This is a genomic window from Streptomyces sp. NPDC047130, assembly GCF_040643475.1.
GTDB lineage: Bacteria > Actinomycetota > Actinomycetes > Streptomycetales > Streptomycetaceae > Streptomyces.
In genome coordinates this window covers 95,656-121,882 of the sequence record NZ_JBEYUK010000004.1, presented here as the reverse complement: position 1 = coordinate 121,882, position 26,227 = coordinate 95,656, and the positions used below count along the sequence as shown (strand labels likewise).

Sequence of the window (26,227 nt, the reverse complement as noted above, 5' to 3'; positions counted from 1 at the left end):
GCGTCCAGTATCGTCGCCGGCCGTCCGGGCCCTGCTCGTGGGGCGGCTAGGCTCTGGGCATGTCTCGTATCGACGGCCGTACCCCCGACCAGCTCCGCCCGGTGACCATCGAGCGGGGGTGGAGCAAGCACGCGGAGGGCTCCGTCCTCGTCTCCTTCGGCGACACCAAGGTGTTCTGCACCGCCTCGGTGAACGAGGGCGTGCCGCGCTGGCGCAAGGGCAGCGGCGAGGGCTGGGTCACCGCGGAGTACTCGATGCTGCCGCGCGCCACGAACACCCGTGGCGACCGTGAGGCGGTCAAGGGCCGCATCGGCGGCCGGACGCACGAGATCAGCCGGCTGATCGGCCGTTCGCTGCGCGCGGTGATCGACTACAAGGCGCTGGGCGAGAACACGATCGTGCTGGACTGCGACGTGCTGCAGGCCGACGGCGGCACCCGGACGGCGGCGATCACCGGCGCGTACGTGGCGCTGGCGGACGCGGTGTCCTGGGCGCAGGGGAAGAAGCTGGTGAAGGCGGGGCGGCAGCCGCTGACCGGCACGGTCTCGGCGGTGTCGGTGGGCATCGTGGCCGGGGTCCCGCTGCTGGACCTCTGCTACGAGGAGGACGTGCGGGCCGAGACGGACATGAACGTGGTGTGCACCGGCGACGGCCGTTTCGTCGAGGTGCAGGGCACCGCGGAGGCCGAGCCGTTCGCCCGGGAGGAGTTGAACGCGCTGCTGGACCTGGCGGTGGCCGGGTGCGGCGATCTGGCGGCTGCCCAGCGGGCGGCGCTGGAGGCCACCCTCTGATTCACCCGCACGGGTGACACGGAACGGAACTTCGGCGTGCCGTCGTGCGTCCTTCCTGGTGGGGACGTACGGCGGGCGTCGTGCGGCGCGGCCCCCACGAAACAGGAGGACCGGTTTCCATGTCTGTTCCGGCGGCTCGTGCCGCGAAGAGGGTTCCCGTGGCGGTGGCCGCGGTGGCGGTGGCGGCTCTGCTGACCACCGGCTGCGACGCGGTGTCGACCGCGCTGGACTGCGCGCGGACGGCCACGGCGATAGCCGACAGTGTCGCCGAGCTGCAGCAGGCGGTGGACGCGGCGGCCAACGACCCGACGCAGCTCGAGGAGTCGCTGGCGTCGATCGACCGGAACCTGGGCGAGCTGGGCGACTCCACGGGTGACACCGATGTCGCCAAGGCGGTCGACGACCTGCGGGCCGGGGTGGACCAGGTGCAGAAGTCGGTCGAGAGCGGGGACGCGACGCCCGACATCTCACCGATCACCGACGCCTCCGCCGAGCTGACGAAGGTCTGCACGCCCTGACCGGCGGCCGGCCCCGCGGCGGCCGGCGACGGCTCGGCGGGCCGGGCGGCGCGGGGCCATGACCGCCCGCGGCGGCGCAGGTCAGATCTCGTAGACCGCGCCGGCCGTGGCCAGTTCGACCGGCCCGGGGTAGACGGCCGCGGCGGCGGCCAGGTTGGCCTGCGGGTCGGTCCAGGGCGCGATGTGCGTGAGGACCAGCCGGCGGGCCCGGGCGCGGGCCGCGGCCTCGCCGGCCTGGCTGCCGCTGAGGTGGAGGTCGGGGATCTCGTCCCGGCCGTCGATGAACGCGGCCTCGCAGAGGAAGAGGTCGGTGTCGCGGGCCAGTTCCTCCAGGGCGGGGAAGGGCCCGGTGTCGCCGGAGTAGGTGAGCGACCTGCCGTCGTGCTCGAGGCGGATGCCGTACGCCTCGACGGGGTGCGCCATCAGCTCCGTGTGCACGGTGAAGGGCCCGATCTCGAAGGTGCCGGGCTTGACCGTGTGGAAGTCGAAGACCTCGCTCATCGAGCTGGCCGAGGGGGTGTCGGCGTGCGCGGTGGTGAGGTGGTGCTCGGTGCCCTCGGGGCCGAAGACCGGGAGGGGCTCGCAGCGGCCTCCGTCCGGCCGGTAGTACCGGACCACGAAGTAGGCGCACATGTCGATGCAGTGGTCGGCGTGGAGATGGCTGAGGAAGATCGCGTCCAGGTCGTACAGGCCGATGTGACGCTGCAGCTCGCCGAGGGCGCCGTTGCCCATGTCGAGGAGCAGCCGGAAGCCGTCGGCCTCGACGAGGTAGCTCGAGCAGGCCGATTCCTTGGAGGGGAACGACCCCGAGCAGCCGACGACGGTGAGCTTCATGGAGCGGGAACCTCCGTTGGCGGGCGGTGGGACGACGGGGCTCGTGCGGTCCGTCGAGACTAAGCCGCCGGGAGGCCCAAGGCTCCTCGCCGAGGCGCCGTTGTGGGGGAACTCACCTGCCTTGTCACCGGTTCGGCTGGTCGTGGGGCGCAAGGGGCGCATGGGGAGCGCACGACGGCGGCCGGCGCCCCCGTTGCGGGGTGCGCCGGCCGCCGTGGACGGTGCGTGTGCGGTGGTGACCCGCCGCGCCGGCCCGCGCGGTCGGGGCCGAAGCGGAACCGGATCGGAGCGGATCGGACCGGATCGAACCGGAGGGCAGGACCGGCTCGCAGGCCGACTCAGGCCGCAGGACCGGACCACGGGCAGGCCGACCCGGACCGCAGGGCCGGACCGGACCAGGGCGCGGGGCCGACCCGGACCGCAGGGCCGGACCAAGACGCAGGGCCGGACCAGGGCGCAGGGCCGAACCGGACCGCAGGGCCGAACCGGACCGCAGGGCCGGACCAGGGCGCAGGGCCGAACCGGACCGCAGGGCAGGCTCGAACCGCAGGGTCGACTCGGGCCCGGGGCCGACTCGGGCCCAGGGGCGGCCAGGCCCAGGAGCCGCTCAGGCCCAGAGCTGGCCCTGCAGGGTCGCGACCGCCTCCTCGGTGGTGGCGGCGGTGTAGACGCCGGTCGACAGGTACTTCCAGCCGCCGTCGGCGACCACGAAGACGATGTCCGCGTCCTCGCCCGCCTTGACCGCCTTCTTGCCCACGCCGATGGCGGCGTGCAGGGCGGCGCCGGTGGAGATGCCCGCGAAGATGCCCTCGAACTGGAGCAGTTCCCGGGTGCGCACCACGGCGTCCTCGGAGCCCACCGAGAAGCGGGTGGTCAGCACGGAGGCGTCGTACAGCTCGGGCACGAAGCCCTCGTCGAGGTTGCGCAGGCCGTAGACCAGGTCGTCGTAGCGCGGCTCGGCGGCGACGATCCGGACGTCGGGCTTCTGCTCGCGCAGGTACCGGCCGACGCCCATCAGGGTGCCGGTGGTGCCGAGGCCCGCGACGAAGTGGGTGATGGAGGGGAGGTCGGTGAGGATCTCCGGTCCGGTGGTGGCGTAGTGGGCGCCCGCGTTGTCGGCGTTGCCGTACTGGTAGAGCATCACCCAGTCGGGGTGCTGCCCCGCGAGCTCCTTGGCCATCCGCACGGCGGTGTTGGAGCCGCCCGCGGCGGGGCTGGGGATGATCTCGGCACCCCACATGCCCAGCAGGTCGCGCCGCTCCTGCGAGGTGTTCTCCGGCATGACGCACACCATGCGGTAGCCCTTGAGCCTGGCCGCCATGGCGAGCGAGATGCCGGTGTTGCCGGAGGTGGGCTCCAGGATGGTGCAGCCGGGGGTGAGACGGCCGTCCTTCTCGGCCTGCTCGATCATGTGGAGCGCGGGGCGGTCCTTGATCGAGCCGGTCGGATTGCGGTCCTCCAGCTTCGCCCAGATCCGGACGTTCTCGGACGGGGACAGCCGCGGCAGGCGCACCAGGGGGGTGTTGCCCACCGCGGCGATCGGGGAGTCGTAGCGCATGTCGCCTTCGACCCGGCCGCTCAGACCATTCCGCCGGCCACGGCCGGGAGGATGGTGACGTTGTCGCCGTCGGAGAGCTTGGTGTCGATGCCGTCGAGGAAGCGGACGTCCTCGTCGTTGAGGTAGACGTTCACGAAGCGGCGGAGCTGGTCGCCGTCCACGATGCGCGCCTGGATGCCCGGGTGGCGGGACTCGAGGTCCGTGATGAGGGCGCCGAGGGTGTCACCGGCGCCCTCGACGGCCTTCTGCCCGTCGGTGTACTGGCGGAGGATGGTGGGGATGCGGACCTCGATGGCCATGTCAGGGCTCCTGTCGGTGGTGGTGCGGCGGGGTGGCGGTGCGGTGGGCTGCGGCCGGCGGCTCGGGCGGGGCGGCGGCCCCCGGGCAGGCGGTGCCGTCCGGCCGCCCGTGACGGCCACGCGCGGTCAGCGCGGACAGAGGGCGCTGTTCAGGCGGCACAGGTCGACGTGCAGCCGCGCCACGAGCAGCGTGCCCGGCGTCTTCTCGCTCACGTCGTGGGAAACCATGCGGTCATCGTATCGATTCCCGAGGTGCGCACCGACAGTGCGTCTCGGCCTGCGGATGGCCCGCCCGGCATGCGGACACGACCCCCGGTGCGGGGGCGGTCCCGCGGGCCGGACGGCCGGGCGGGCGTCGCCGAACGGCCGGGCAGGCGTCGTCAGGCGGCCGGGTAGGCGTCGACGACCTGGACCGGCTCCTCGGTGACCTCGCCCTCGACGATGCGGAACGACCGGAACTGGAACTCCCCGAGGCCGTCGGCGTCGGCCGTGGAGACCAGGACGTAGTGGGCGCCGGGTTCGTTGGCGTAGGAGATGTCGGTGCGCGACGGGTAGGCCTCGGTGGCCGTGTGGGAGTGGTAGATCACGACCGGTTCCTCGTCGCGGTCGTCCATCTCCCGGTAGAGCTTCAGCAGGTCCTGGCTGTCGAACTCGTAGAAGGTGGGCGAGCGGGCCGCGTTCAGCATGGGGATGAAGCGCTCGGGCCGGCCGGAACCCACCGGCCCGGCGACGACGCCGCACGCCTCGTCGGGGTGGTCCCGGCGGGCGTGCTCGACGATCTGGTCCACGAGGGCCTGGGTGATGGTCAGCATGGCGGCAGGATATGTCGTACCGGTACGCCGACGGCCCCGCCCTCTCGCGTGGCGAGACGGCGGGGCCGGTATGCGGGACGGAGCGGCCCGGACGGGCGGCCCGGACGGGGCCGGGTCAGCCCACCTTGTCCAGCGTGACGTCGCGGCGCCGCGTGACCTCGGGCGAGCGGGACTTCAGGACCAGCCAGCCGATGCCGAGCGCGACGGCCCAGCCGCCCATCACGTAGAGGCAGATCCGGGCGTCGGAGTCCAGCGCGATCATCACGGTCACCATCAGCAGGAAGGCGATGGCGATCCAGCTGCAGACCGATCCGCCCGGGGCCGGGAAGGACGAGGCGGGGACGCGGCCGGTGACGACGGCGCGGCGGTAGAGCACGTGGCTGACGCAGATCATCAGCCAGGTCCAGATGCCGGCCGCGGTGGCGACGGAGGTGACGTACCCGAAGGCCTTCTCCGGGACGACGTAGTTCAGGACCACGCCGATGCCCATGAGGACCACGGAGACGGCGATGCCGACGGCCGGGGTCTTGCGGGAGGACAGCTTGGTGAAGATCTTGGGGGCCTCGCCGTTGTCCGCCAGGGTGCGCAGCATGCGGCCGGTGGAGTACATGCCGGAGTTGCAGGAGGACAGGGCGGCGGTGAGCACCACGAAGTTGACGATGGCCGCGCCGGCCGGGATGCCGATCTTGGCGAAGGCGGCGACGAACGGGCTCACGTCGGGCGCGAACTCGGTCCACTCGACCACGCACAGGATGACGGTCAGGGCGCCGACGTAGAAGAGGGCGATGCGCCAGGGCAGGGTGTTGATCGCCTTGGGCAGGGTCTTCTCGGGGTTCTCCGACTCGCCGGCGGTGACCCCGACCAGCTCGACCGCCAGGTAGGCGAACATGACGCCCTGGAGGGTCATCAGGGAAGAGCCGATGCCGTTGGGGAAGAAGCCGTCGGAGGCCCACAGGTTGGAGACGTGGGCGGTGTCGCCGGCGGCGCTGAAGCCGAAGGTCAGCACGCCGAGGCCGATCACGATCATGCCGATGATGGCGGTGACCTTGACCATGGAGAACCAGAACTCGATCTCGCCGAAGAGCTTGACGGAGATCAGGTTGGCGCCGAAGAGGACGACCAGGAAGACCAGCGCGGAGACCCATTGCGGGATCTCCGGGAACCAGTAGTGGATGTAGATGGCGGCGGCCGTGAGCTCGGCCATGCCGGTGACCACCCACATCAGCCAGTAGGTCCAGGCGGTGAAGTAACCGGCGAAGGGGCCGATGAACTCGCGGGAGTACTCCGCGAAGGAGCCCGAGACGGGGCGGTAGAGCAGGAGCTCGCCGAGCGCCCGCATGATGAAGAAGATGATCACGCCGGCGAGGGCGTACATGAGGATCAGGGAGGGGCCGGCCTTGGCGATGTTCGCCCCGGCTCCCAGGAACAGGCCGACGCCGATGGCGCCGCCGATGGCGATCATCTGGACCTGACGGCTGCCGAGCCCTCGCTCGTACCCCTCCTCGGGGGCGTCGCCGCGCACGGCCTCACTGCCGTCGTGGTTGCTCGCGACCTGCGATGAGGTCATGGTGGTGCGCCTTTCTCCAAAGCACCGGACCGTCGCGCGTCCTCGTCGACGCGATGCCGGGCCGGGTGGTGCCGCGCCCCTCGGGGGCGGGTGGGGGGAGGTGTTCTGCCTACCGGCGGTCGGCCGGTGTGGCGGCGCCCCCCGGCGGGCCGGGGTGGTGCCCGCCGGAGGAGGAAGTCGCACCCAAGGTAAGGAGCCCAAGCGGAACAAGCTGTGGCGAACCGCACAGAAGTCGACACGGAGTGCCCGATTTGCTCCATATTTGACCACTATCGCGCCGTGTCCGGTCAGGAGATTTGACCGTCCGTTTAACGAACAGAGCCCGCCGCCGTGCGCCGGGACGCCGCACGGAAACGCCCCGGCCCCCTCCGGCCGCGGTGCGGTCGAAGGGGGCCGGGGCCGAGGGGTGACGCGGCCGAGGGGTGACGCGGAGGTCAGACCGTCCTGGTCAGCTCCGGGCCGTCGGCGGCCACGTGCGGTTCCGGCTCGCCGGCGTCGCGGCGGCGGGCGTACTCCAGGAACCGGGCCAGCTCCTTCTTCACGGTCGGCACCATCAGGTACAGGCCGATGATGTTGAACACGGCCAGCATGAACAGCACCGCGTCGGCCAGGTCGAACAGGGCCTGCAGGGTCAGCAGCGAGCCCGCGGCCGCGAGGACCGCGTAGATGGCCCGGAAGACCGTGCGGCTGGCCTGGGAGCGGCCGAAGAGGTGGACCCAGGCCTTCTCGCCGTAGTAGCCGTAGGTCAGCGCGGTGGAGAGCGCGAACAGGACCACGGCCACGGTCAGCACGTACGGGAACCACGGCATGACGGTCGCGAACGCGTCCGAGGTGATGACCACGCCGCCCTCGCCCTCGCCGGCCTGCGCCGCGGCCCACGACTTCGGGTTGGCGACCACGATGGTCAGGGCGGTCATGGCACAGATGATCACGGTGTCCACGAACGGCTCCAGCAGGGCGACCAGGCCCTCGCTGGCGGGGTGCTTGGTCTTGACCGCGGAGTGGGCGATCGGGGCGGTGCCCAGACCGGCCTCGTTGGAGAACGCGGCCCGCTTGAAGCCGGCGATCAGCGCGCCGATCACGCCACCGACGACGCCCTCGGCGCTGAACGCGGAGGAGACGATCTCGACGACCGCGCCCGGCACCGCGCCGGCGTTCACGGCCAGGACCGCGAGGCAGCCGACGATGTAGAGGATCGCCATGGCGGGGACCAGCTTGGTGGTGACGTTGGCCAGGGACTTCACGCCGCCCAGCAGCACCAGCGCGATCAGCCCGGCGATGACCACGCCGAAGAGCAGGGCGCCGCCCGGGGAGGCCATGAAGCCGTCCTCGCCGCCGGTGACGTTGGCGATCTGGCTGTGCGCCTGGTTGACCTGGAGCAGGTTGCCGCCGAAGAAGCCGAAGAACAGGACCATGACCGCGGCGAGCACGCCGAGGACCTTGCCCAGCCTCGCCCCGAAGGAGCCCGCGCCGAACCGGTCGGCGAGGCCGCGCGGCAGGTACTGCATCGGGCCGCCGGAGACGGTGCCGTCCTCGTGGATCACCCGGTACTTCACACCGAGCGTGACCTCGACGAACTTGGTGGCCATGCCGAGCAGGCCGCAGACCATCATCCAGAAGGCGGCGCCCGCGCCACCGATGGTGACGGCGACCGCGACACCGGCGATGTTGCCGAGACCCACGGTGGCCGACACGGCGGCGGTCAGCGCCCCGAAGTGGCTGACCTCGCCCTCGGCGTCCGCGTCGTCGTACTTGCCGCGCACCACGCGCAGCGCCAGCTTGAACTTTCTGACCTGGATCAGGCCGAACCAGCCGGTGAAGACCAGCCCCGCGACGACCAGCCAGGCGACGATCAGCGGAAGCTCCGCCCCGGCCACCGGGACGGAGTAGAAGACGACTTCGCCCAGCCAGGTGGCCAGCGGAGAGACGACGCTGTTGACGCCGTCCTCGATGGTGGACGTGAAGGACTCGAATGACATCTGGGTACCTCGGTTGGCGCGGAGCCGCCGTGGACCCGGGGTCGGGAACCGGCGGACGTGCTGGGGAGCGTGCGTGAGCGTCGATGCCCGTTCGCGATGGAGCAAAGGTGGTGCGCTCCTGGCGGGTACGGCCAGGTCTCCGGGCCGGCGAGGGGTGGTGCCATGGCCAGGAGTTGGCAGTTTTTAACACAGATGCCGATCAGAGAATGTGACCCAGACCACAGGGGGGTACCGCAAAACGCCCCCACCGGACGAAAGGCGGGGGCGTGTGACGTGATCGTTATGCGGACAGACCCGTCCGGCAATCGGACGCGGGGCGGGCCCCGGTCAGTCGGAGAGGGTCTCGACGAGGCTCTCCTGGAGCCCTCCGATCCACAGGTAGGCCATCACCAGCGGCTTGCGCTCGTCGGTGTCGGGGAGGCGGTACAGGATCTCGCTGTCCTCCTCGTCGGTGATGTCCAGCCGGGCGGCGATGGCCAGGCGGATGTCGTTGAGCGCCTTCAGCCACAGGACGGACCGCTCGGGGGTGAGCTTGAGGACTCCCCCGCCCACGCCGTCGCCGCCGGACTCGATCGTCAGCTCGTCGAGGCTGCGGATCACCGCCAGGGCGTTGTCGCGCTTGCCGGCCCGCAGGTCGTTCTCGGTGTAGCGGCGGAACTCGGAGGAGTAGGCGCGCGCCTCCTCGGCCTGCTCGGCGGTGTCGGGGAACTCCGACGGGTCGGTGTAGGCGTCCGGGAAGAGCCTCCGCAGCACCGGGTCGGAGGGCGGCTCGCTGGGGCCCTCGGCGAAGAGCTCGGCGAGCGGGTCGGCGGAGGCGTCCTCGGCGGGGCCGGGGCCGATCAGCTCCAGGAGCTGGGCGGCCAGCGACCGGATGATCGAGATCTCGACGTCGTCGAGCGCGACGGCCGCGCCGCCGCCGGGAAGCGGTTCGAAGGTTCCGGGCATGGGTGGCAGATCTTTTCGGCTCGGCGGGCGGTCGGGTCCGGACTACTTCCGGTCCTGCTGGAGGGTGGCCCACAGACCGTAGCCGTGCATGGCCTGCACGTCGCGTTCCATCTCCTCGCGGCTACCGCTGGAGACCACCGCCCGGCCCTTGTGGTGGACGTCGAGCATGAGCTTGGTGGCCTTGTCCTTCGAGTACCCGAAGTACGTCTGGAAGACGTAGGTCACGTAGCTCATGAGGTTGACCGGATCGTTGTGCACGATGGTGACCCAGGGGACGTCCGGCTCGGGCACGGCGTAGGCATCCTCGGCCGACTCGGTGCGTTCGGTTTCCATGGGCGCGGGAGCGGGTGACGTCACAACAACCATGCTGCCACCACCGGTGGGTACCCGCACGGACCGGGTCCCGGGGTCGGCGTGGAGCCTCCGCCGGACAGTAATCGTCAAATTGACGAAATGGGGGTAGCATCGGGGTCATGAACACAGCGGAGCTTGGGCTGCCGGTGGACGTGCCGTCGACGGCGCTTTTCACCGACCACTACGAGTTGACCATGCTGCAGGCCGCCCTCCAGGGCGGAACGGCCGGGCGGCGTTCGGTCTTCGAGGTCTTCACCCGGCGTCTGCCGGCGGGCCGCCGGTACGGCGTGGTCTGCGGCACCGGACGGGTGCTGGACGCGGTGAAGAACTTCCGGTTCGACGAGAGCCAGCTCGCCTTCCTCCGGGAGCGCGGCGTCGTCGACGGGCCGACGCTGGAGTGGCTGTCGCGGTACCGGTTCTCCGGCGACATCTGGGGCTATCCGGAGGGCGAGGTCTACTTCCCGGGCTCCCCGGTGCTGCGCGTCGAGGGCACCTTCGCGGAGTGCGTGCTGCTGGAGACGGTGATCCTGTCCATCCTCAACCACGACTCCGCGATCGCGGCCGCGGCCTCCCGGATGGCCTCGGCGGCCGGCGACCGCCCGCTGATGGAGATGGGCGCCCGCCGCACCCACGAGCTGGCCGCGGTGGCCGCCTCGCGGGCCGCCTATGTCGGGGGCTTCTCCTCCACCTCGGACCTGGCCGCCGGGTTCCGCTACGGCATCCCCACCATCGGCACCAGCGCGCACGCCTTCACCCTGGTCCACGACACCGAGCGCGACGCCTTCACCGCCCAGGTCGACTCGCTGGGCCGGGGCACCACGCTCCTGGTGGACACCTACGACGTCGCCGAGGCGGTCGCCCTGGCCGTGGAGGTGGCCGGGCCGGAGCTGGGCGCGGTGCGCATCGACTCCGGCGACCTGCTGCTGGTCGCCCACCGGGTGCGCCAGCAGCTCGACGAGCTGGGCGCGGAGAAGACCCGGATCGTGGTGACCTCCGACCTCGACGAGTACGCCATCGCCTCGCTGGCCGCCGCGCCGGTGGACGCCTACGGCGTGGGTACCCAGCTGGTCACCGGTTCCGGCCACCCGACCGCCTCGATGGTCTACAAGCTGGTCGCCCGTGCCACCTCCGACGACCCCAGGGCCCCGATGGAGCCGGTGGCCAAGCGGTCGAGCGGCGGCAAGCAGACCGTGGGCGGACGGAAGTGGGCCGCACGCCGGTTCGACGCGTACGGCGTCGCGGAGGCGGAGGTGATCGGTACGGGCGAGGTTCCCGGGGAGCTGGCCGGCCACCAGCTGCTGGTGGAGCTGGTCCGCGGGGGCGAGGTCGTGGGCCGTGAACCGCTGGAGGCGGCGCGTGACCGCCACGCGGCGGCGCGGGGCTCGCTGCCGATGTCCGCCACCCAGCTCTCCCGCGGGGAGCCGGTCCTCGCCACCGAGTACCTGGCGTGACGGGGTGCGGCGGGCACGGACGCGGGGTATGCAGCCGTCGTCGGTCGACGCCGTCGCCGGTGGGTGTTCATCGTCTTTTCACTGTTCCGAGGATGAGGATCGAAGGGTTGGTGCGGGGTCATGCGTCGAGCGTTGATCGTGGTGGACGTGCAGAACGACTTCTGCGAGGGGGGCAGCCTGGCGGTGCAGGGCGGCGCGGACGTCGCCGCGGCGATCACCGAGCTGATCGGGCAGGCCGCGCAGGCCGGGGCGTACCAGCACGTGGTGGCCACGCGTGACCACCACATCGCGCCGGGTGGTCACTTCGCGGACGACCCGGACTTCGTGGACTCCTGGCCGGCGCACTGCGTGGCGGGGACCGAGGGCGTCGGGTTCCACCCGAACTTCGCGCCCGCGGTCACCTCGGGGGCGGTGGACGCCGTCTTCGACAAGGGCGCGTACACGGCGGCGTACAGCGGGTTCGAGGGGGCCGACGAGAACGGGGTGGGTCTCGCGGAGTGGCTGCGCTCGCGGGAGGTCGAGGAGGTCGACGTGGTGGGCATCGCCACGGACCACTGCGTGCGGGCGACGGCCCTGGACGCGGTGAAGGCCGGGCTGCGGGCCAAGGTCCTGCTGCCGCTCACGGCGGGGGTCGCGCGGGAGACCACGGACCGGGCGCTGGCCGAGCTCCGTGAGGCGGGTGTCGACCTCACGGGCGAGCCGGTGGTCGCCGGCGGCTGATCCCGCCGCCGCCCGCACCCCCGCGCGGCCGGAGCGCGCTTCCCGGGCCCGGCCGCGCCCCGGGGGCCCAGCCGCCGCGGCCCGCAAGGCCCCGCCTCGCCTCCGGCAGGCCCGGCGTCGTCCTCAGGCCCCGGTCCAGCCCCACGCGGGCCCGGCTTCGCCTCCCGCGGGCCCAGCCCCGCCTTCAGCCCTGGTCCAGCCCCCGCGCAGGCCCAGCCTCGCCTTCAGGCCCCGGTCCAGCCCCGCGCGGGCCCCGCGAGCACCCTCTCAGGCCCGGCGTCGCTCTCACGCCCCCGGTCCAGCCCGCGCGGGCCCCGCGAGCACCCCGCAAGGTCCAGCCTCGCCTCCCCGCAGGCCCGGCGTCGCTCTCAGACCCCGGTCCCGCCCCGAGCAGGCCCCGCGGGCCCAGCCTCGTCCTGAGGCCCGGTCCCGCCCCGCGCAGGCCGCAGGCCCGGCCGCGCCCTCAGGCCCGCGGCGGCGTCTCAGGCCCAGGCCGGCGGGCGGCCGAGGAGGGTGCGGATCGGGTGCCACGGGTGGTAGGCGGCGTCCGGGGCGGCGGGTGCCTCGCGCCATATGAGGCCGTCGGGGTGGTGCAGCACCGCCGTGACCTCGTCCGGCGTGGGCGGCGCGGCGTTCCCGCGCAGGTACACCGCCCGCAGCCCCAGGTTCCGGAGCCGGGTGAGCGCCCGCGCCCGGTTTCCGGCGTGCACCAGCACCCGGACCCGCACGCCCCGCGCGTCGGGGCGGGGCAGCGTCAGGGCGACCACCACGCTGCCGCTCGGCAGCCGGACGAATCCTGAGGACATGACGATGCCTCCCGTCGACGGACGAAACTTTCGATGGGAGGCATCTCAACACGTCCGGCGGCGCCCCCGCCAGGGGAACGCCGCCGAACATGCTGTGACCTGCGACTACGCAGCTGTGACCGAGGTGAGTCGGTCGGTTACTTCGAGGCGGGGCCCACCTTGACCGTGATCGTGGAGCCGTCCTTGGCCTGCTTCACGAGCTCGATCCGGGTGTTGGTGTCGGTGATCTTGACACCGGCCTGCGGGTTGGCCTCGTCGTAGTAGTCGTTCTTCGAGTCGTCGAAGACGGGCACGCCGCGCAGCGACGGAACCCGGACCGGGACGCCGGCCTTGTGCAGGGTCATGCCGGTGGTCGGCTTCAGGCTGAACGGAGAGTCGTAGGCCTGGATCCGGTTGCGCATGAGGGTGCCGTCCGCCCAGCGCAGCGGCTCGGGGTGGGCGTCGACCGGAAGGATCAGGCCCGTGCCCGCGTGCTGGCTGAGGTTGTTGTCGCCCTGGGAGGTGTCCCACTTCCAGATCAGCATGCCGGTCTGGTACGCGTAGTGCTCCACCCAGTCGGGACGGGTGTTCGAGAAGCCGAAGTTGTACGGGCCGACCTTGAGGGTCTTGTCGTACGAGACGTGCTGGCGGTTCTCGACGATGTAGTACTGCGGGTACGAGTCGGTGAAGCTGCCACCCACCCGGGAGAACCCGTTGGCGGTCCAGCCGGCCGCCTCGGTCTCGGCGTCGTCGGTGAAGAGCGACGCCCCGTCCGCGGTGATCGCGATGCTGTCGACGGCCAGACCCGGGCGGGTCAGGCCACCGTCGGTGGCGTAGCGGAACCGGAGCTGGATGCTCTTGCCGGCGTACGCGTCGAGCGGGTAGGCGAACGACGACGTCGGGACCACACCGTGCAGCGCCGGGGCGCCGCTGCCGTCACGCGGGACCGGCTGGCCCTCCATGGTGCCGTCGATCGGCTTGAAGTTGGCTCCGCCGTCCGTCGAGACCTCGACGTAGGCGTAGTCGTAGTCCTGCTCGATGTCGTACTGGCCCTCGAAGGTGAGGGACGCCGACGTCCGGCCGGTCAGGTCCACGGTGCGGGTGAGCGTGTTGCGCAGGTCGTCGCCCTTGCCGCTCCACCACTGCTTCTCGCCCTGGGCGGGCGGGAAGACCTCGGTGGTGACTTCCTTCTCCGGAAGCTCGACGATCAGCGCCTGGTCGTCCTTGGTGTTGTACGCCTGGACGCCCAGCTTGGTCTTCGAGACGGACTTCGAGTCGACCAGCTTGTAGTCCAGCCAGCCCAGCTGCAGCTTGTCCCAGGCGTTCATGTCGCCGGGGAGGTTGCCGATCTGGCCGTCACCGGTGCCGAGCCAGGAACCGGACGACATCAGCGTCCAGAACCCGGTGGAGTTCTCGCCGCCGTTGGTGTCGTAGTGGTCCGGGAGACCGAGGTCGTGCCCGTACTCGTGGGCGAAGACACCGAGGCCGCCGTTCTCCGGCTGGATGGTGTAGTCGCCGACCCAGATGCCGGTGTCACCGATCTGGGTGCCGCCGAGCTTGTTGAACTCCGGGCCGGTGCGGCCGGCGTCGGTGCCGAACGCGTACCAGCGGTGCGCCCAGATGGCGTCCTCGCCCTGCGCGCCGCCACCGGCGGACTCGTCCTCCCCGGCGTGCACGACCTGGAAGTGGTCGATGTAGCCGTCGGCCTCGTTGAAGTCGCCGTCACCGTCGTGGTCGTAGCGGTCCCACTGGTCGTACTCGGCCAGTCGGGCCTTGAGCTCGGCGGTGCTCGCGCCCTTCGCGGACTCGGCGTCGAACCAGGCGTTCAGACCGTCCTGCACCGCGTTCCAGGCGCAGGGGTCGCACAGGTTCGAGCCGTAACGGGCCTCGTTGTAGGGCACCTTGACCCAGTCGGAGACCTCGCCGTCGACCGAGTAACGGCCGGACGACTGCTTCTCGTAGTACGTCTTGAGGGACTCGCCCTCGCCGAAGTACAGGTCCTCGAAGTGCTTCTGGTTGTAATCGGCCTTCCAGTCGGTCGAGTTGTCCTTCGACCGGTCCGGCTGGGCGATCTCGTTGTGCAGCGGCCCCGGGGTGCCGCCGTACGTGGGGTGGATCTGGTCGCCGAACTCGACCAGGACGGTGAAGATCTTGTCGGTCTTCTCCCGGCCCAGCTCGACGTACTTGCTCTTGCCCTTCTTGCTGTCGAGCTTGACGACCTTGGAGTCGCCCTTCTTCTCGACAGAGGCCTCGCCGGCCAGGACCTTGTTGAGGGCCTCCTCCTTCTTGGCCTCCTGACTCTTGGTCAGCGGGCCGTCGAAGTTGTGCTCCCTGTGCTCGCCCTCGTGGTGCGAGTCGGCCTTCACCGTGGTGGCGACGCCCTCGTCGGGCACGGCCACGGCGATCGCCGAGAGGCCCGCGGTGGCCGTTGCCAGGGCAACGGTCGTCGCGGCCGCTCGAAGCGCCCATCTGGATGCCACTTGAATTCCTCCCCCGCGTCCCGCGACGCGCGTAGAGAGACGTCCTGAGTACGGAGTACCGAGACCTGCGGTTCTGGGCAGGCAGGAGTCGCGCGCGGTGATACGCGTGTGTCAAGTGAGAACATTTGACCGGAGGTTCGAGGGAAAAACCAGACCTTGACTTGACGTGTTCACCTCGTGTAACCGGCCGCTCGGTCGGGCGTGTGTGCGCCTTCCGTGCAGGCGTGTGCCTGCGTGCGCCCCCCGGTGCACCGGCCCGTCGGGGTGTGCCGCGCTTGCCCGGCAGGTGGCTCGGGCATGTGCCTCGCAGAGGTTGTCGCCTCGCAGAGGTTGTCGCCTCGCAGAGGTTGTCTCCCCCCGGGCAAGCCGCCGGCCGCCCCCGTCCCGAGGACACGATTGCCATGGCCCGTCCGTCCATGACTCGCCCCGTGACCCCGTCCGCCGTCCAACTGGTCCGTGGGACCGGTGTGGCCGTGCTGGGCACGATCGCGCTGCTGGCGCTGACCGGAGCCGGCTCGCCACCGGCGGTCGCGCTGGTCGCGGTGGTGGCGCTCGCGCTCGGCGTGCTCGCCGCCCTGGCCCCCGGGCAGGGCGGACGCGGCGGTCAGGGTCGTGTTCCGGCCACCGGGCGGAGCACGGCGGACGCCGCGCGGCACCGTGAGCCCGCGCGGCGTTGAGGTCCCCCCGCTCCGTCAGCCGTTCTCGGTGCTGACCACCACGGTCTTGGCCGCCTTGTCGTGCAGGCCCTGCTTGTAGGGCTTGTCGAAGAAGCTCCAGCCGCCGGCGACCGCGATCCACAGGCAGGCGCAGCAGAAGGCGAACGGCACCCAGAGCACCGCCGCGCGCAGCAGCGAGGTGACCATCGAGGGCGTGCTGCCGTCGTCGAGGTTGGCGACGCGCAGCTTGAAGAGCTTCTTGCCGAGGGTCTGGCCGGTGCGCGCGGTCATGATCGTGTCGTAGGCGACGTACAGGACCGCGATGACGATGTCGCGGATCCAGAACTTGGCGGCGTCCACGCGGTCCGCGCTGAACTCGTACTCGTCGACGTTCAGCGCCCAGGCGATCAGGCCGACGACCAGGCCGACCAGCACCATGTCGACGAGCCGGGCCAGCACCCGGCGCATGCTGTCCGCGAGCGGCGGCATCCCGGCGAGGGGGTCGGGCGCGGTGCCGCCGCCTCCGTAGGGGCCGCCGGGGCCGTAGTCGCCGGTGGGGCCGTAGGGGCCGTGTGGGCCGCCGGGGGACGCGGGACCGCCGGCGTCGTACGGACCGCCGGGTCCTGCGTTGCCCTGGGGGTGGGTGCCGCCGGGGGTGCCGTCCGTGGTGCCGCCGGGACTGTCGTAAGGACTGCCGGAGGGACCGCCGGAGCCGGAGGGACCGCCGGAGCCGGACCCGCCGCCGGACGGTCCGCCGGCCGGGCCCGCCGCTCCACCCGTGCCGGTGCCGCCCGCGCCGCCCGTGTCTCCGGTCGCGTCGCCCGAGGGCGGGCGCTTGCGGAACGGGTCGTCGTCGTCCGGGGGCGGCGGGGGCGGGACTTCGCTGCTCATGGCCCGAGTCGACCGCGCCCGCGCGGCGCGCGCATCCGGCGGGGGGCCGTCCGGGGGAGGTGGCCGCGTCGGGCGGGCGGGGCGGGGCCGTTAGATTGGGCCCGTGCTCTCTCGCCTTCGCCACCTGTCGCGTCCCCGGGCCGTCGCCCTCTGCGCCCTGCCCGCCGCCGCGCTGATCGCGGTCGCGGCGCTCGCGCCGCTGCCGTTCACGGTGGCGCGGCCGGGCATGACCGCGGACGTCCTCGGCGAGCGGGACGGCCGTCCGGTGATCTCCGTCCAGGGCGCGCGCACGGCCGCCGTGGACGGGCAGCTGCGGATGACCACCATCGAGGCGACCGGGCCGGACGCCGACGTGCGGCTCGCCGACGTCGTCGACGGCTGGTTCCGCACGGACCGGGCCGTGATGCCGTCGGACGCGGTGTACCCGAGCGGGGACGACGTCCGGGAGATCGAGCGGTACAACGCCGAGCAGATGCGCGCCTCGCAGGACGACGCGACGGCGGCGGCGCTCTCCTACCTGGGCAGGAACCCGGACGACGTCAAGGTGACGCTGCGCCTCGCGGACGTGGGCGGGCCGAGTGCCGGGCTGCTGTTCTCCCTCGGGATCATCGAGAAGCTCGGCACGGACCTGGCGGGCGACAGGGTCGTCGCGGGCACCGGCACGATCTCGCCGGACGGGGTGGTCGGGCCGGTCGGCGGGGTGGCGCTGAAGACGCGGGCCGCGGTGCGGGACGGGGCGACGGTGTTCCTGGTGCCCGAGGCGGAGTGCGGCGACGCCCTCGCCGAGCGCCCGCAGGGGCTGCGCCTGATCCCGGTCACCTCCCTGAGGTCCGCCGTCACCTCCCTCACCGCCCTCCGCACCGGCAAGGGCGACGTCCCCTCCTGCTGACCCCGCCGGGGCGCGCGCCCGCCGCGTGATACCCGCCGGGCGGGCCCTAGGCCGGGGACCGCGGGGCCGTGGCCTGCCGGGGGAGCCGGGCGGCCTGCTCGACGAGGGGTATGAGGCGCAGCGGGACGGGGTTCTCCATCACGATGGTGGTGGAGGCGCGGACGATCCCGTCGAAGCCGACGACGAGGTCGATGACCCGCTGGAGGTCGGCGTTGGACCGGGCGACCAGCCGGCAGAGCATGTCCCCGCTCCCCGTGGTGGTGTGCAGTTCCAGCACCTCCGGCACGGAGGCGAGGTGCGCCCGGACGGCCGCCCCGCTGCCCTGCCGGATCTGCAGCGTGGCGAACGCGGTGACCGGATAGCCCAGCGCCGCCGGGTCGACGTCGGGCCCGAAACCGCGGATGACGCCGCGTTCCTGCAGCCGGTCCAGCCGCGCCTGGACCGTGCCCCGGGCCACGCCGAGCCGCCGCGACATCTCCAGCACGCCCAGCCGCGGCTCCCGCGCGAGGAGCGCGATGATCCGCCCGTCCAGCCCGTCGATCCCCATGCCGCCCCCGCCGATGGTCATCCTGTACAGATCCGCCGTCATGGCGGCCCTACGACTGTGCAACCTGACCACCGAAAAAGCCATGGATTGCGCACCTTGCGGTTCGGGGTGACCCTGCCCACATGACGCAGACCACACACCACTCCGCTCCCGACACCGCTCGGCAGGCCGACCCCTTCCCGGTCAAGGGAATGGACGCGGTCGTCTTCGCCGTGGGGAACGCCAAGCAGGCCGCCCACTACTACTCGACCGCCTTCGGCATGCGCCTGGTGGCCTACGCCGGTCCGGAGAACGGCTCCCGGGAGACCGCCAGCTACGTGCTGGAGAACGGCTCGGCCCGGTTCGTGTTCACCTCGGTCATCAAGCCGGCCACCGACTGGGGCCGCTTCCTCGCCGCCCACGTCGCCGAGCACGGCGACGGCGTCGTCGACCTCGCGCTGGAGGTCCCGGACGCGCGCGCCGCGTACGCCTACGCGGTCGAGCACGGCGCCCGTTCGGTCGCCGAGCCGTACGAGGTGAAGGACGAGCACGGCACCGTCGTCATCGCCGCCGTCGCCACCTACGGCGAGACCCGCCACACCCTGGTCGAGCGCAGCGGCTACTCGGGCCCCTACCTGCCGGGCTACCAGGCCGCGAAGCCGATGGTGGAGCCCCCGGCCGAGCGCACCTTCCAGGCGATCGACCACTGCGTGGGCAACGTGGAGCTCGGCCGGATGGACGAGTGGACCGAGTTCTACCGCCGGGTCATGGGCTTCACCAACATGAAGGAGTTCATCGGCGACGACATCGCCACCGAGTACTCCGCGCTGATGTCCAAGGTCGTCGCGGACGGCACCCTCAAGGTGAAGTTCCCGATCAACGAGCCGGCGATCGCGAAGAAGAAGTCGCAGATCGACGAGTACCTCGAGTTCTACGGCGGCCCGGGCGTCCAGCACATCGCGCTGAACACCAACGACATCGTGCGGACGGTGCGGACCATGCGCGCGGCCGGCGTCGAGTTCCTCGACACCCCGGACTCGTACTACGACACCCTCGGCGAGTGGGCGGGCGAGACCCGGGTTCCGGTGGAGACGCTGCGCGAACTGAAGATCCTGGTGGACCGCGACGAGGACGGCTACCTGCTGCAGATCTTCACCAAGCCGGTCCAGGACCGGCCGACCGTCTTCTTCGAGATGATCGAGCGGCACGGCTCGATGGGCTTCGGCAAGGGCAACTTCAAGGCGCTCTTCGAGGCCATCGAGCGGGAGCAGGCGCGTCGCGGCAACCTGTGACGCCGACGGCACCCCGCTGAGGGACCGACAGCACGGGGGCGCCCCGCCGGCACGGCGGGGCGCCCCCTCGGCGTCTCAGTCGGCGGCCACGAAGGTGTGGGCCGCCTTGTCGTGCCAGGCCTGCCGCCAGGGCCGGTCGACCAGCGCCCACAGGTGCCCGACCACGCCGATCAGCAGCAGCGTGGGCAGGGTCGCCACCGCCCACCGCAGGAACGCCGTGCCGAAGGACGGCGGTTCGTGGCCCTCGATGTCGCGGACCTGGAGCCCGAGCATCTTCTTGCCCGGGGTCCGCCCGGTCCGCGAGGTCGGCAGGACCTCCAGGAGCAGGCCCGCCAGCACCAGCACCGCCAGGACGACGGCCAGGTGCACGCCGGTGGTGCCGTCCACCAGCCAGACGGTGACCTTCTCCCCGGAGAGCCGGGCGGCCTCCAGCTTGGCCCGGACGTGTTCGACGGAGCGCATGCCCAGCGGGATCGCGGCCGCCGAGGTGATCGCGCCGACCAGCAGGGTGTCGACCAGCCGCGCGGCGACGCGGCGGCCCGGACCCGCCGGGCGGGCCGAGGCCTGGCGGCGGGCGGCCGCCGTGAACGGGTCCTCCGCCACGGGCTTCCACGGCGCGGGCGCGGGCACCTGCGCACCGGGGGCGGGGGCGACGGGCCCCGGCACGGCGGCCTGCTCACCCGCCAGGTGCCCGATCCGCTGCGGCCACGGCGTGGTCACCGGAGCCTGGGCGGGAGCGGGAGCGGGGGCAGGCGCGGGAGCCGGGGCCGGGGCGGGCACGGGGGCAGGCGCCGGAGCGGGGGCGGGGGCCGCCGCCTGCTGCGGGCCCTGCGGTCCGGCGGGCGCCTGCCCCGCCGTCGGGCGGGTCCGGAAGACCATCGTGCCCTCCTGGGCGGGCCGCTGCTCCGGCACCTCCTCCGCGGCCACCCGCGGGTCCGGCGCCTCCGCGCCCCAGGACACCGGCCGGGACCGGTCCGCCGCCCCGGTCCGCACCGCGTCCCACCCCGAACCGGCCGCCGCGGAGGCGGAGTCGGCGGCCTCCGGCGCCGGCACCGGCGCGGCGGAGGACACGGGCGCGGACACGGGCGCGGCCGACGACGGCGACGGGACCACCGGCGTGCGCCCGGTCTCCGGCGCCATCTCGGTGACGATCTCGCTGCTCCCGTCGAGGAACTGGGGCCCCGTCTCCTCCACCGCCCGCGCCTGCGGCACCGGCCGGCCCGGCCCGGCGGACGGCACCGGGTCGGCGGAAGGGGAGCGCGCGGGCGCCGGGGCCGAGGGGGTGGGCCGGGCGGACGCCGCGGGCACCACCCCCGGCGGCGGGGGCAGCGGCCGGCCGTCCGTCGGGGCCGGGCGGCTGGTGCCCGGCACCCAGGCCGAGCCGTTCCAGTACCGGACGTATCCGGGGATGGACGGGTCCGGGTAGTAACCCTCGCGGGGCGTGTCGTCACCGGGGGCCGGGGTGGGCGCACTCATGTCCGTCGTGTCCGGTATCTGCTCGGGATTCGAATCGGGGTTACCCACACATACCAGAACGGCGCACCCGGCACTGCCCGTCCGGCCGTACGAGCCCCGAACGGGTTGATCTTCGCTGCGGGTTCACCCGGATCGGTGGTCCCTTGGGACATGAAGGACGTGAAGGACGTGAAGGGGGCACGGCATCGGGCGCACGGGCGCCGCGGAGAAAGTTTCCGCGAGTCGCGTAATGCCCGGGGGACATGGCCCTCTCCTTCCACGAAGACGCACAGCCGTTGGGAGAGGAGCCCCACATGCGGACAGTGGTGGAACGAGAGCTGACCATGCGGATGATCGTGTCGGCGGACCTGCACGCGCCGGTCGCGGCCCGGCTGCGGTACTCCACCGACGACCCGTACGCCGTGCACGTCGCCTTCCACCCCGGCACGGACCGGCCGGTGCACTGGTCGTTCGCCCGGGACCTGCTGATGGAGGGCCGGTTCCGGGGCTGCGGGCTGGGCGACGTGCGGGTGTGGCCGGGTCTCGGGGTGGAGAGGGGCCTGCCGGTGGTGCTGCTGGCGCTCTCCTCCCCGGGCGGGGACGCGCTGCTGGAGGCGCCGGCCGACGAGGTGTCGGGCTGGCTGGCGCACACCCTGCGCATGGTGCCGCGGGGCCGGGAGGGCGAGCTGCTCGACCTGGACGGCCCGCTGGCCGAACTGCTCGCCCTGGAGTGAACGCCGTCCCGGCCTCAGAAGAGCTTTCCGGGGTTCAGCAGTCCGTGCGGGTCGAAGACGTCCTTGAGGGAGCGCTGGATCTCCATGCTGACCGGTCCCGCCTCGCGGGCCAGCCATTCCTTCTTGAGCACGCCGACGCCGTGTTCGCCGGTGATGGTGCCGCCCAGTTCCAGGCCCAGCGCCATGATCTCGTCGAACGACTCCCGGGCCCGCCGCGACTCGTCCGGGTCGGCGGCGTCGAAGCAGACGGTGGGGTGGGTGTTGCCGTCGCCCGCGTGGGCGCAGACGCCGATGGTCAGCTGGAACTTGGCGGCGATCCGCTCGATCCCCTCGAGCATCTCCGCGAGCCGGGAGCGGGGCACGCACACGTCGTCGATCATCGTCGTGCCCTTCACCGCCTCCAGCGCCACCAGGCTCGACCGCCGCGCCTTGAGCAGCAGTTCGGACTCCGCCGGGGTGTCCGCCGGGACCACCTGGGTGGCGCCGGCCGCCTCGCAGAGGGCGCCGACGGCCGCCAGGTCGGCGGACGGGTCGGCGGTGTCGAAGGCGGCGAGCAGCAGCGCCTCCGTCTCCTCCGGGAGCCCCATCCTCGCCAGGTCGTTGACCGCCCTGACGGTGGTCCGGTCCATCAGTTCCAGCAGCGAGGGCACGTGACCGCCCTCCATGATCCGGCAGACGGCGTCGCAGGCGGCGGCCGCGGAGCTGAACTCGGCTGCCAGCACGAGCGGTTGGGGCGGCTTCGGCCTGAGCGCGAGGACCGCCTTGACCACCACGCCCAGCGACCCCTCCGAGCCGACGAACAGCCGCGTCAGGTCGTACCCGGCGACGCCCTTCGCGGTGCGGCGGCCGGTGGTCAGCAGCCGGCCGTCGGCGAGGACGACCTCCAGCCCGAGGACGTACTCGGCGGTCACCCCGTACTTGACGCAGCACAGGCCGCCGGAGGCGGTGCCGATGTTGCCGCCGATCGTGCACATCTCCCAACTGGAGGGATCCGGCGGGTAGGAGAGGCCCCGCTCCTCGACGGCGCGGGAGAGGGTGGCGTTGATGACGCCGGGCTCGACGACCGCGTACCGGTCGACGGTGTTGATCTCCAGGATGCCGTCCATCCTGATCAGCGAGAGCACGATGCACCCGTCGGTGGCGTTGGCCGCGCCGGAGAGCCCGGACCGGGCGCCCTGGGGGACCACCGGGACACGCAGGGCGGTGGCGGTGCGCATCACGTGCTGGACCTGTTCGGTGGTGCGCGGGAGGACGACCACGGCGGGGCTTCCGGCCGGGCAGAAGCCGGCCATGTCGTGGGCGTAGGAGGCGGTGACGTCGGGGTCGGTCAGGACGGCGTCCTCGGGAAGGCCGTCCAGGAGTCGGGTGATCAGGTCACGGCTCATGGGGTCAGGGTGGCAGGGGGCGGGCGACGGGGGAACCCTCGCGCGGCCGGTGGATCACCGCTCCTGCCCGGATTCTGGACGGCATCTTCCGCTCAGCGGACCCGCTTCGCTACTCTCGCGCCCACGAACACGGCCCGTGGCAGCGTCGCCCCGGCGCGTGATTTCCCGCCTGCCGGCGCCGGCCGCCGACCTCACCGACGAAGGAGTGGGCGTCGTGACCGCGGAGACCTCCCAGACGCTCGACCGGGGACTGCGTGTCCTCAAGCTGCTCGCCGACACCGACCACGGCCTGACCGTCACCGAGCTGTCCCAGCGGCTCGGGGTGAACCGGACCGTGGTCTACCGGCTCCTCGCCACGCTGGAGCAGCACTCGCTGATACGCCGTGACCTGGGCGGACGGGCCCGGGTGGGGCTGGGCGTGCTGCGCCTGGGGCGCCAGGTGCACCCGCTGGTGCGGGAGGCGGCGCTGCCGGCGCTGCGGTCGCTGGCGGAGGACATCGGGGCGACCGCCCACCTCACGCTGGTCGACGGCGCGGAGGCGCTGACCGTGGCGGTGGCGGAGCCGACGTGGACGGACTTCCACGTGGCGCACCGCCCGGGCCACCGGCACGGGCTGGAGCAGGGCGCGGCCGGGCGGGCCATCCTCGCCGCCCGCCACCAGGCCGACCCCGGGTTCACGCTGGTCCGCGGCGAGGGCGACAGCGGGGCGTGCGCGGCGGCCGCCCCGCTGCTGGGGGTGACCGGTCTCGAGGGCAGCGTCGGGGTCATCATGCTCTCCGACGCGGTGCCGGAGCGGGTGGGCCCGCGGGTCGTCGAGGCGGCCCGCGAGGTGGCCGAGGCGCTCGGCTGACGCCGACCCGGCCGCCGGTCCGGCCGCCGCTCCGGTCCCCATCCCGGTCGCCGGCTCGGTCGCAGGTCCGGTCGGCGGTCCGGTCGCCGGTCCGGGTCGCCATCCCGGTCGCCGGCTGCCGCCGGCGGTGGTCCCCGGTCCGTCCGACGACGCCTACCGCATGCGGGTGGCCCACTCCTGGACCTTGGCGATGCGGGCCTGGAGCTGCCCGGCCGTGGCCTCGGCGGCCGGGGGTCCGCCGCAGACCCGCCGCAGCTCGGTGTGGATGACCCCGTGCGGCTTGCCGCTCTGGTGGACGTACGCGCCGACCAGGTTGTTGAGCTGCCGCCGCAGCTCCATCATCTCCTTGTGGCTGACCACCGGCCGCCGCTCCGCCGGCAGTTCCAGCAGGTCGGCCTCCTCCGACGGCTTCCGCCTGCTGTGCGCGATCTGCCGCTGCTGCCGCTTCTGCAGCAGCAGCTGCACCTGGTCCGGCTCCAGCAGCCCGGGGATGCCGAGGTAGTCCTGCTCCTCCTCGCTGCCCGGGTGCGCCTGCATCCCGAACTCGGCGCCGTCGTACAGCACCCGGTCGAACACCGCGTCCGACTCCAGCGCCTCGAAGGGGAGCATGTCCTGCTCGCCGGTGTCCTCGTCCTGCTCCTTGTTGGCCTCCGCCATCTCCTTCTCGGACTCGGCGTACGGGTCGTCGTCCTCCCCCTGCTTCTTCGGCCGGTCGAGGGCGTGGTCCCGTTCCACCTCCATCTCGTTGGCGAAGGTCAGCAGGTCCGGGACGGTCGGCAGGAAGACGGAGGCGGTCTCGCCGCGGCGCCGTGACCGCACGAAGCGGCCGACGGCCTGGGCGAAGAACAGCGGCGTGGAGATCGTGGTGGCGTACACGCCGACCGCGAGGCGCGGGACGTCGACGCCCTCGGACACCATGCGGACCGCGACCATCCAGCGGTCCTCACTCGCGCTGAACTCGTCGATCCGCCGGGACGCGCCGGTGTCGTCGGAGAGGACGAGGGTGGCCTTCTCGCCGGTGATCTCGCGGATCAGCTTGGCGTAGGCGCGGGCCGACTCCTGGTCGGAGGCGATCACCAGGGCGCCCGCGTCGGGAATGCCCTTGCGGACCTCGGTGAGCCGCTGGTCGGCGGCGCGCAGCACCGCGGGGATCCACTCGCCCTTGGGGTCGAGGGCGGTGCGCCAGGCCTGGCTGACCGCGTCCTTGGTCATCGGCTCGCCGAGCCGGGCGGCGATCTCGTCCCCGGCCTTGGTGCGCCAGCGCATGTTGCCGCTGTACGACAGGAAGATCACCGGACGGACGACGCCGTCCCCGAGGGCGGAGCCGTAGCCGTAGGTGTAGTCGGCGGAGGAACGGCGGATGCCGTCGTTGCCCTCCTCGTACGTCACGAAGGGGATCGGGTTGGTGTCCGACCGGAACGGCGTACCGGTCAGCGCGAGCCGGCGGGTGGCCGGCTCGAACGCCTCCAGGCAGGCCTCGCCCCAGGACTTGGAGTCGCCGGCGTGGTGGATCTCGTCGAGGATCACCAGGGTCTTGCGCTGCTCGACGCGGTTGCGGTGCAGCATGGGGCGCACACCGACACCGGCGTAGGTGACGGCCACGCCGTCGTACTCGCGCCCGAGCGGGCCCGCGCTGTACTCGGGGTCCAGCTTGATGCCTATGCGGGCGGCGGCCTCCGCCCACTGCTTCTTCAGGTGCTCGGTGGGCGCGACCACGGTGACCTGCTGGACGACGTGGTGGTGCAGCAGCCACGAGGCGAGGGTGAGCGCGAAGGTCGTCTTGCCGGCGCCGGGCGTCGCCACGGCGAGGAAGTCGCGGGGCTGCTCCTCGATGTACTTCTGCATCGCCCCCTGCTGCCAGGCGCGCAGCTTCCCGGCGGTGCCCCAGGGGGCGCGGCCGGGGAAGGCGGGCGACAGGTGCGTGGAAGGGGCGGGGACGCTGTATCCGGCGGAAGTAGTCACGGTCTCCGGTTCGGGGGATCGGTTACGCGAGGACGACCGGGCAACCTTATCGGCGGCCCGGCCGCCTCTCCGCCGCTACCACACCGCGTCCGCCCGCGATGGGACCGACCTCACACCGCGCCGTGCAGCGCGCGCAGCCGCTCCGCGATCACGTCGACGTCGTCCGCCGCCCCGGAGGCCACGTCGACGACGAGGGTGTACGCCGCGTCCTGGTCGACGTCGAGCATCGGAGCGCCGTTGAGGTGCAGGAACACGGCGGTGGCCATCCACGCCTGGCGCTTGTTGCCGTCCACCAGCGGGTGGTTGCGGGCGAGCCCGTGCAGCAGCGCCGCGGCCTTCTCCCACAGCCCCGGACAGGCCTCGGTGCCGAACATCCGCGACCGCGGCCGCTGCACGGCGGAACCGAGCACGTTCGCGTCTCGGACGGCGATCGCCTGGCCTCCGCAGCCGAGGGCGGCGAGGGCGAGGACGTCCCCGGTGATCAGGTGCCGCAC

General features: G+C 72.5%; 26 protein-coding genes. 9 read left to right on the top strand and 17 right to left on the bottom strand.

Annotation, left to right across the window (positions count from 1 at the left end; translation table 11 throughout):
* Nucleotides 1-59 precede the first annotated feature (59 nt).
* Together rph and ABZ836_RS07880 are read left to right on the top strand one after the other, a co-directional pair.
* Complete coding sequence (rph, locus tag ABZ836_RS07885; RefSeq protein ID WP_356134268.1) at nt 60-791, top strand: ribonuclease PH; 732 nt, start codon at nt 60-62, stop codon at nt 789-791.
* A 119-nt stretch (nt 792-910) separates the two neighbouring features.
* Nucleotides 911-1,309: a hypothetical protein gene (locus ABZ836_RS07880; RefSeq protein ID WP_361140461.1), complete on the top strand. Its 399-nt coding sequence runs from the start codon at nt 911-913 to the stop codon at nt 1,307-1,309.
* 81 nt (nt 1,310-1,390) lie between these two features.
* On the opposite strand, the gene ABZ836_RS07875 is transcribed toward ABZ836_RS07880, so the two are convergent.
* The 9 genes from ABZ836_RS07875 to clpS form a co-directional block, all read right to left on the bottom strand.
* Nucleotides 1,391-2,143, bottom strand: coding sequence for an MBL fold metallo-hydrolase (locus ABZ836_RS07875; RefSeq protein ID WP_356134265.1), 753 nt, complete (start codon nt 2,141-2,143; stop codon nt 1,391-1,393).
* 607 nt (nt 2,144-2,750) lie between these two features.
* Nucleotides 2,751-3,701: a cysteine synthase gene (locus ABZ836_RS07870; protein ID WP_361140459.1), complete on the bottom strand. Its 951-nt coding sequence runs from the start codon at nt 3,699-3,701 to the stop codon at nt 2,751-2,753.
* Between the two features lie 20 nt (nt 3,702-3,721).
* Nucleotides 3,722-4,000, bottom strand: a complete 279-nt coding sequence (locus ABZ836_RS07865; RefSeq protein ID WP_356134261.1) for a MoaD/ThiS family protein — start codon at nt 3,998-4,000, stop codon at nt 3,722-3,724.
* 126 nt (nt 4,001-4,126) lie between these two features.
* Nucleotides 4,127-4,228, bottom strand: coding sequence for a putative leader peptide (locus ABZ836_RS07860; RefSeq protein ID WP_356134259.1), 102 nt, complete (start codon nt 4,226-4,228; stop codon nt 4,127-4,129).
* Nucleotides 4,229-4,380: 152 nt separating this feature from the next.
* Entirely contained in the window at nt 4,381-4,812 is a 432-nt protein-coding gene (locus ABZ836_RS07855; RefSeq protein WP_361140455.1) for a M67 family metallopeptidase, read from the bottom strand.
* A gap of 115 nt (nt 4,813-4,927) precedes the next feature.
* Complete coding sequence (locus tag ABZ836_RS07850) at nt 4,928-6,379, bottom strand: amino acid permease (RefSeq protein ID WP_356134255.1); 1,452 nt, start codon at nt 6,377-6,379, stop codon at nt 4,928-4,930.
* Between the two features lie 434 nt (nt 6,380-6,813).
* A complete protein-coding gene (locus ABZ836_RS07845; RefSeq protein WP_361140452.1) occupies nt 6,814-8,358 on the bottom strand; it encodes an alanine/glycine:cation symporter family protein in 1,545 nt (514 codons plus the stop codon).
* A gap of 327 nt (nt 8,359-8,685) precedes the next feature.
* Nucleotides 8,686-9,303, bottom strand: coding sequence for a DUF2017 domain-containing protein (locus tag ABZ836_RS07840; protein ID WP_361140449.1), 618 nt, complete (start codon nt 9,301-9,303; stop codon nt 8,686-8,688).
* Nucleotides 9,304-9,345: 42 nt separating this feature from the next.
* Nucleotides 9,346-9,669 carry an ATP-dependent Clp protease adapter ClpS gene (clpS, locus tag ABZ836_RS07835; RefSeq protein WP_356134250.1) on the bottom strand — a complete coding sequence of 108 codons (324 nt, stop codon included), beginning with the start codon at nt 9,667-9,669 and terminating at the stop codon, nt 9,346-9,348.
* A gap of 107 nt (nt 9,670-9,776) precedes the next feature.
* Here clpS and ABZ836_RS07830 point away from each other — a divergent pair, with 107 nt between their 5' ends.
* Both ABZ836_RS07830 and ABZ836_RS07825 read left to right on the top strand, forming a co-directional pair.
* Nucleotides 9,777-11,108 (top strand): nicotinate phosphoribosyltransferase, encoded by a 1,332-nt coding sequence (locus tag ABZ836_RS07830; RefSeq protein WP_361140446.1) that lies wholly within the window; start codon nt 9,777-9,779, stop codon nt 11,106-11,108.
* Between the two features lie 120 nt (nt 11,109-11,228).
* Complete coding sequence (locus ABZ836_RS07825) at nt 11,229-11,828, top strand: isochorismatase family protein (protein WP_356134246.1); 600 nt, start codon at nt 11,229-11,231, stop codon at nt 11,826-11,828.
* Nucleotides 11,829-12,310: 482 nt separating this feature from the next.
* Here ABZ836_RS07825 and ABZ836_RS07820 read toward each other — a convergent pair whose 3' ends face one another.
* Together ABZ836_RS07820 and ABZ836_RS07815 are read right to left on the bottom strand one after the other, a co-directional pair.
* Nucleotides 12,311-12,634, bottom strand: a complete 324-nt coding sequence (locus ABZ836_RS07820) for a hypothetical protein (protein ID WP_356134244.1) — start codon at nt 12,632-12,634, stop codon at nt 12,311-12,313.
* Nucleotides 12,635-12,771: 137 nt separating this feature from the next.
* Nucleotides 12,772-15,093: an immune inhibitor A domain-containing protein gene (locus tag ABZ836_RS07815; RefSeq protein WP_356134242.1), complete on the bottom strand. Its 2,322-nt coding sequence runs from the start codon at nt 15,091-15,093 to the stop codon at nt 12,772-12,774.
* 416 nt (nt 15,094-15,509) lie between these two features.
* On the opposite strand from ABZ836_RS07815, the gene ABZ836_RS07810 reads away from it, so the two are divergent.
* The gene (locus ABZ836_RS07810; RefSeq protein WP_356134240.1) at nt 15,510-15,770 is read left to right on the top strand and encodes a hypothetical protein; all 261 of its coding nucleotides are present in this window, start codon (nt 15,510-15,512) and stop codon (nt 15,768-15,770) included.
* Nucleotides 15,771-15,785: 15 nt separating this feature from the next.
* On the opposite strand, the gene ABZ836_RS07805 is transcribed toward ABZ836_RS07810, so the two are convergent.
* Nucleotides 15,786-16,640, bottom strand: a complete 855-nt coding sequence (locus ABZ836_RS07805; protein WP_356134238.1) for an RDD family protein — start codon at nt 16,638-16,640, stop codon at nt 15,786-15,788.
* A gap of 103 nt (nt 16,641-16,743) precedes the next feature.
* On the opposite strand from ABZ836_RS07805, the gene ABZ836_RS07800 reads away from it, so the two are divergent.
* Nucleotides 16,744-17,529, top strand: coding sequence for a S16 family serine protease (locus tag ABZ836_RS07800; RefSeq protein ID WP_361140440.1), 786 nt, complete (start codon nt 16,744-16,746; stop codon nt 17,527-17,529).
* Between the two features lie 46 nt (nt 17,530-17,575).
* Here ABZ836_RS07800 and ABZ836_RS07795 read toward each other — a convergent pair whose 3' ends face one another.
* Entirely contained in the window at nt 17,576-18,076 is a 501-nt protein-coding gene (locus tag ABZ836_RS07795; RefSeq protein ID WP_361140860.1) for an Lrp/AsnC family transcriptional regulator, read from the bottom strand.
* Nucleotides 18,077-18,198: 122 nt separating this feature from the next.
* On the opposite strand from ABZ836_RS07795, the gene hppD reads away from it, so the two are divergent.
* Nucleotides 18,199-19,347, top strand: coding sequence for a 4-hydroxyphenylpyruvate dioxygenase (gene hppD, locus ABZ836_RS07790; protein ID WP_356134234.1), 1,149 nt, complete (start codon nt 18,199-18,201; stop codon nt 19,345-19,347).
* 75 nt (nt 19,348-19,422) lie between these two features.
* Here hppD and ABZ836_RS07785 read toward each other — a convergent pair whose 3' ends face one another.
* Nucleotides 19,423-20,823 carry an RDD family protein gene (locus ABZ836_RS07785; RefSeq protein ID WP_361140436.1) on the bottom strand — a complete coding sequence of 467 codons (1,401 nt, stop codon included), beginning with the start codon at nt 20,821-20,823 and terminating at the stop codon, nt 19,423-19,425.
* 293 nt (nt 20,824-21,116) lie between these two features.
* Here ABZ836_RS07785 and ABZ836_RS07780 point away from each other — a divergent pair, with 293 nt between their 5' ends.
* Nucleotides 21,117-21,536: an SsgA family sporulation/cell division regulator gene (locus tag ABZ836_RS07780; protein WP_356134230.1), complete on the top strand. Its 420-nt coding sequence runs from the start codon at nt 21,117-21,119 to the stop codon at nt 21,534-21,536.
* Between the two features lie 14 nt (nt 21,537-21,550).
* On the opposite strand, the gene ABZ836_RS07775 is transcribed toward ABZ836_RS07780, so the two are convergent.
* Complete coding sequence (locus ABZ836_RS07775; RefSeq protein WP_356134228.1) at nt 21,551-22,921, bottom strand: FAD-linked oxidase C-terminal domain-containing protein; 1,371 nt, start codon at nt 22,919-22,921, stop codon at nt 21,551-21,553.
* Nucleotides 22,922-23,135: 214 nt separating this feature from the next.
* Here ABZ836_RS07775 and ABZ836_RS07770 point away from each other — a divergent pair, with 214 nt between their 5' ends.
* Complete coding sequence (locus ABZ836_RS07770) at nt 23,136-23,771, top strand: helix-turn-helix domain-containing protein (RefSeq protein ID WP_356134226.1); 636 nt, start codon at nt 23,136-23,138, stop codon at nt 23,769-23,771.
* 153 nt (nt 23,772-23,924) lie between these two features.
* Here ABZ836_RS07770 and ABZ836_RS07765 read toward each other — a convergent pair whose 3' ends face one another.
* Together ABZ836_RS07765 and ABZ836_RS07760 are read right to left on the bottom strand one after the other, a co-directional pair.
* Nucleotides 23,925-25,733: a DEAD/DEAH box helicase gene (locus tag ABZ836_RS07765; protein WP_361140431.1), complete on the bottom strand. Its 1,809-nt coding sequence runs from the start codon at nt 25,731-25,733 to the stop codon at nt 23,925-23,927.
* 110 nt (nt 25,734-25,843) lie between these two features.
* Complete coding sequence (locus ABZ836_RS07760) at nt 25,844-26,227, bottom strand: type II toxin-antitoxin system death-on-curing family toxin (protein ID WP_356134222.1); 384 nt, start codon at nt 26,225-26,227, stop codon at nt 25,844-25,846.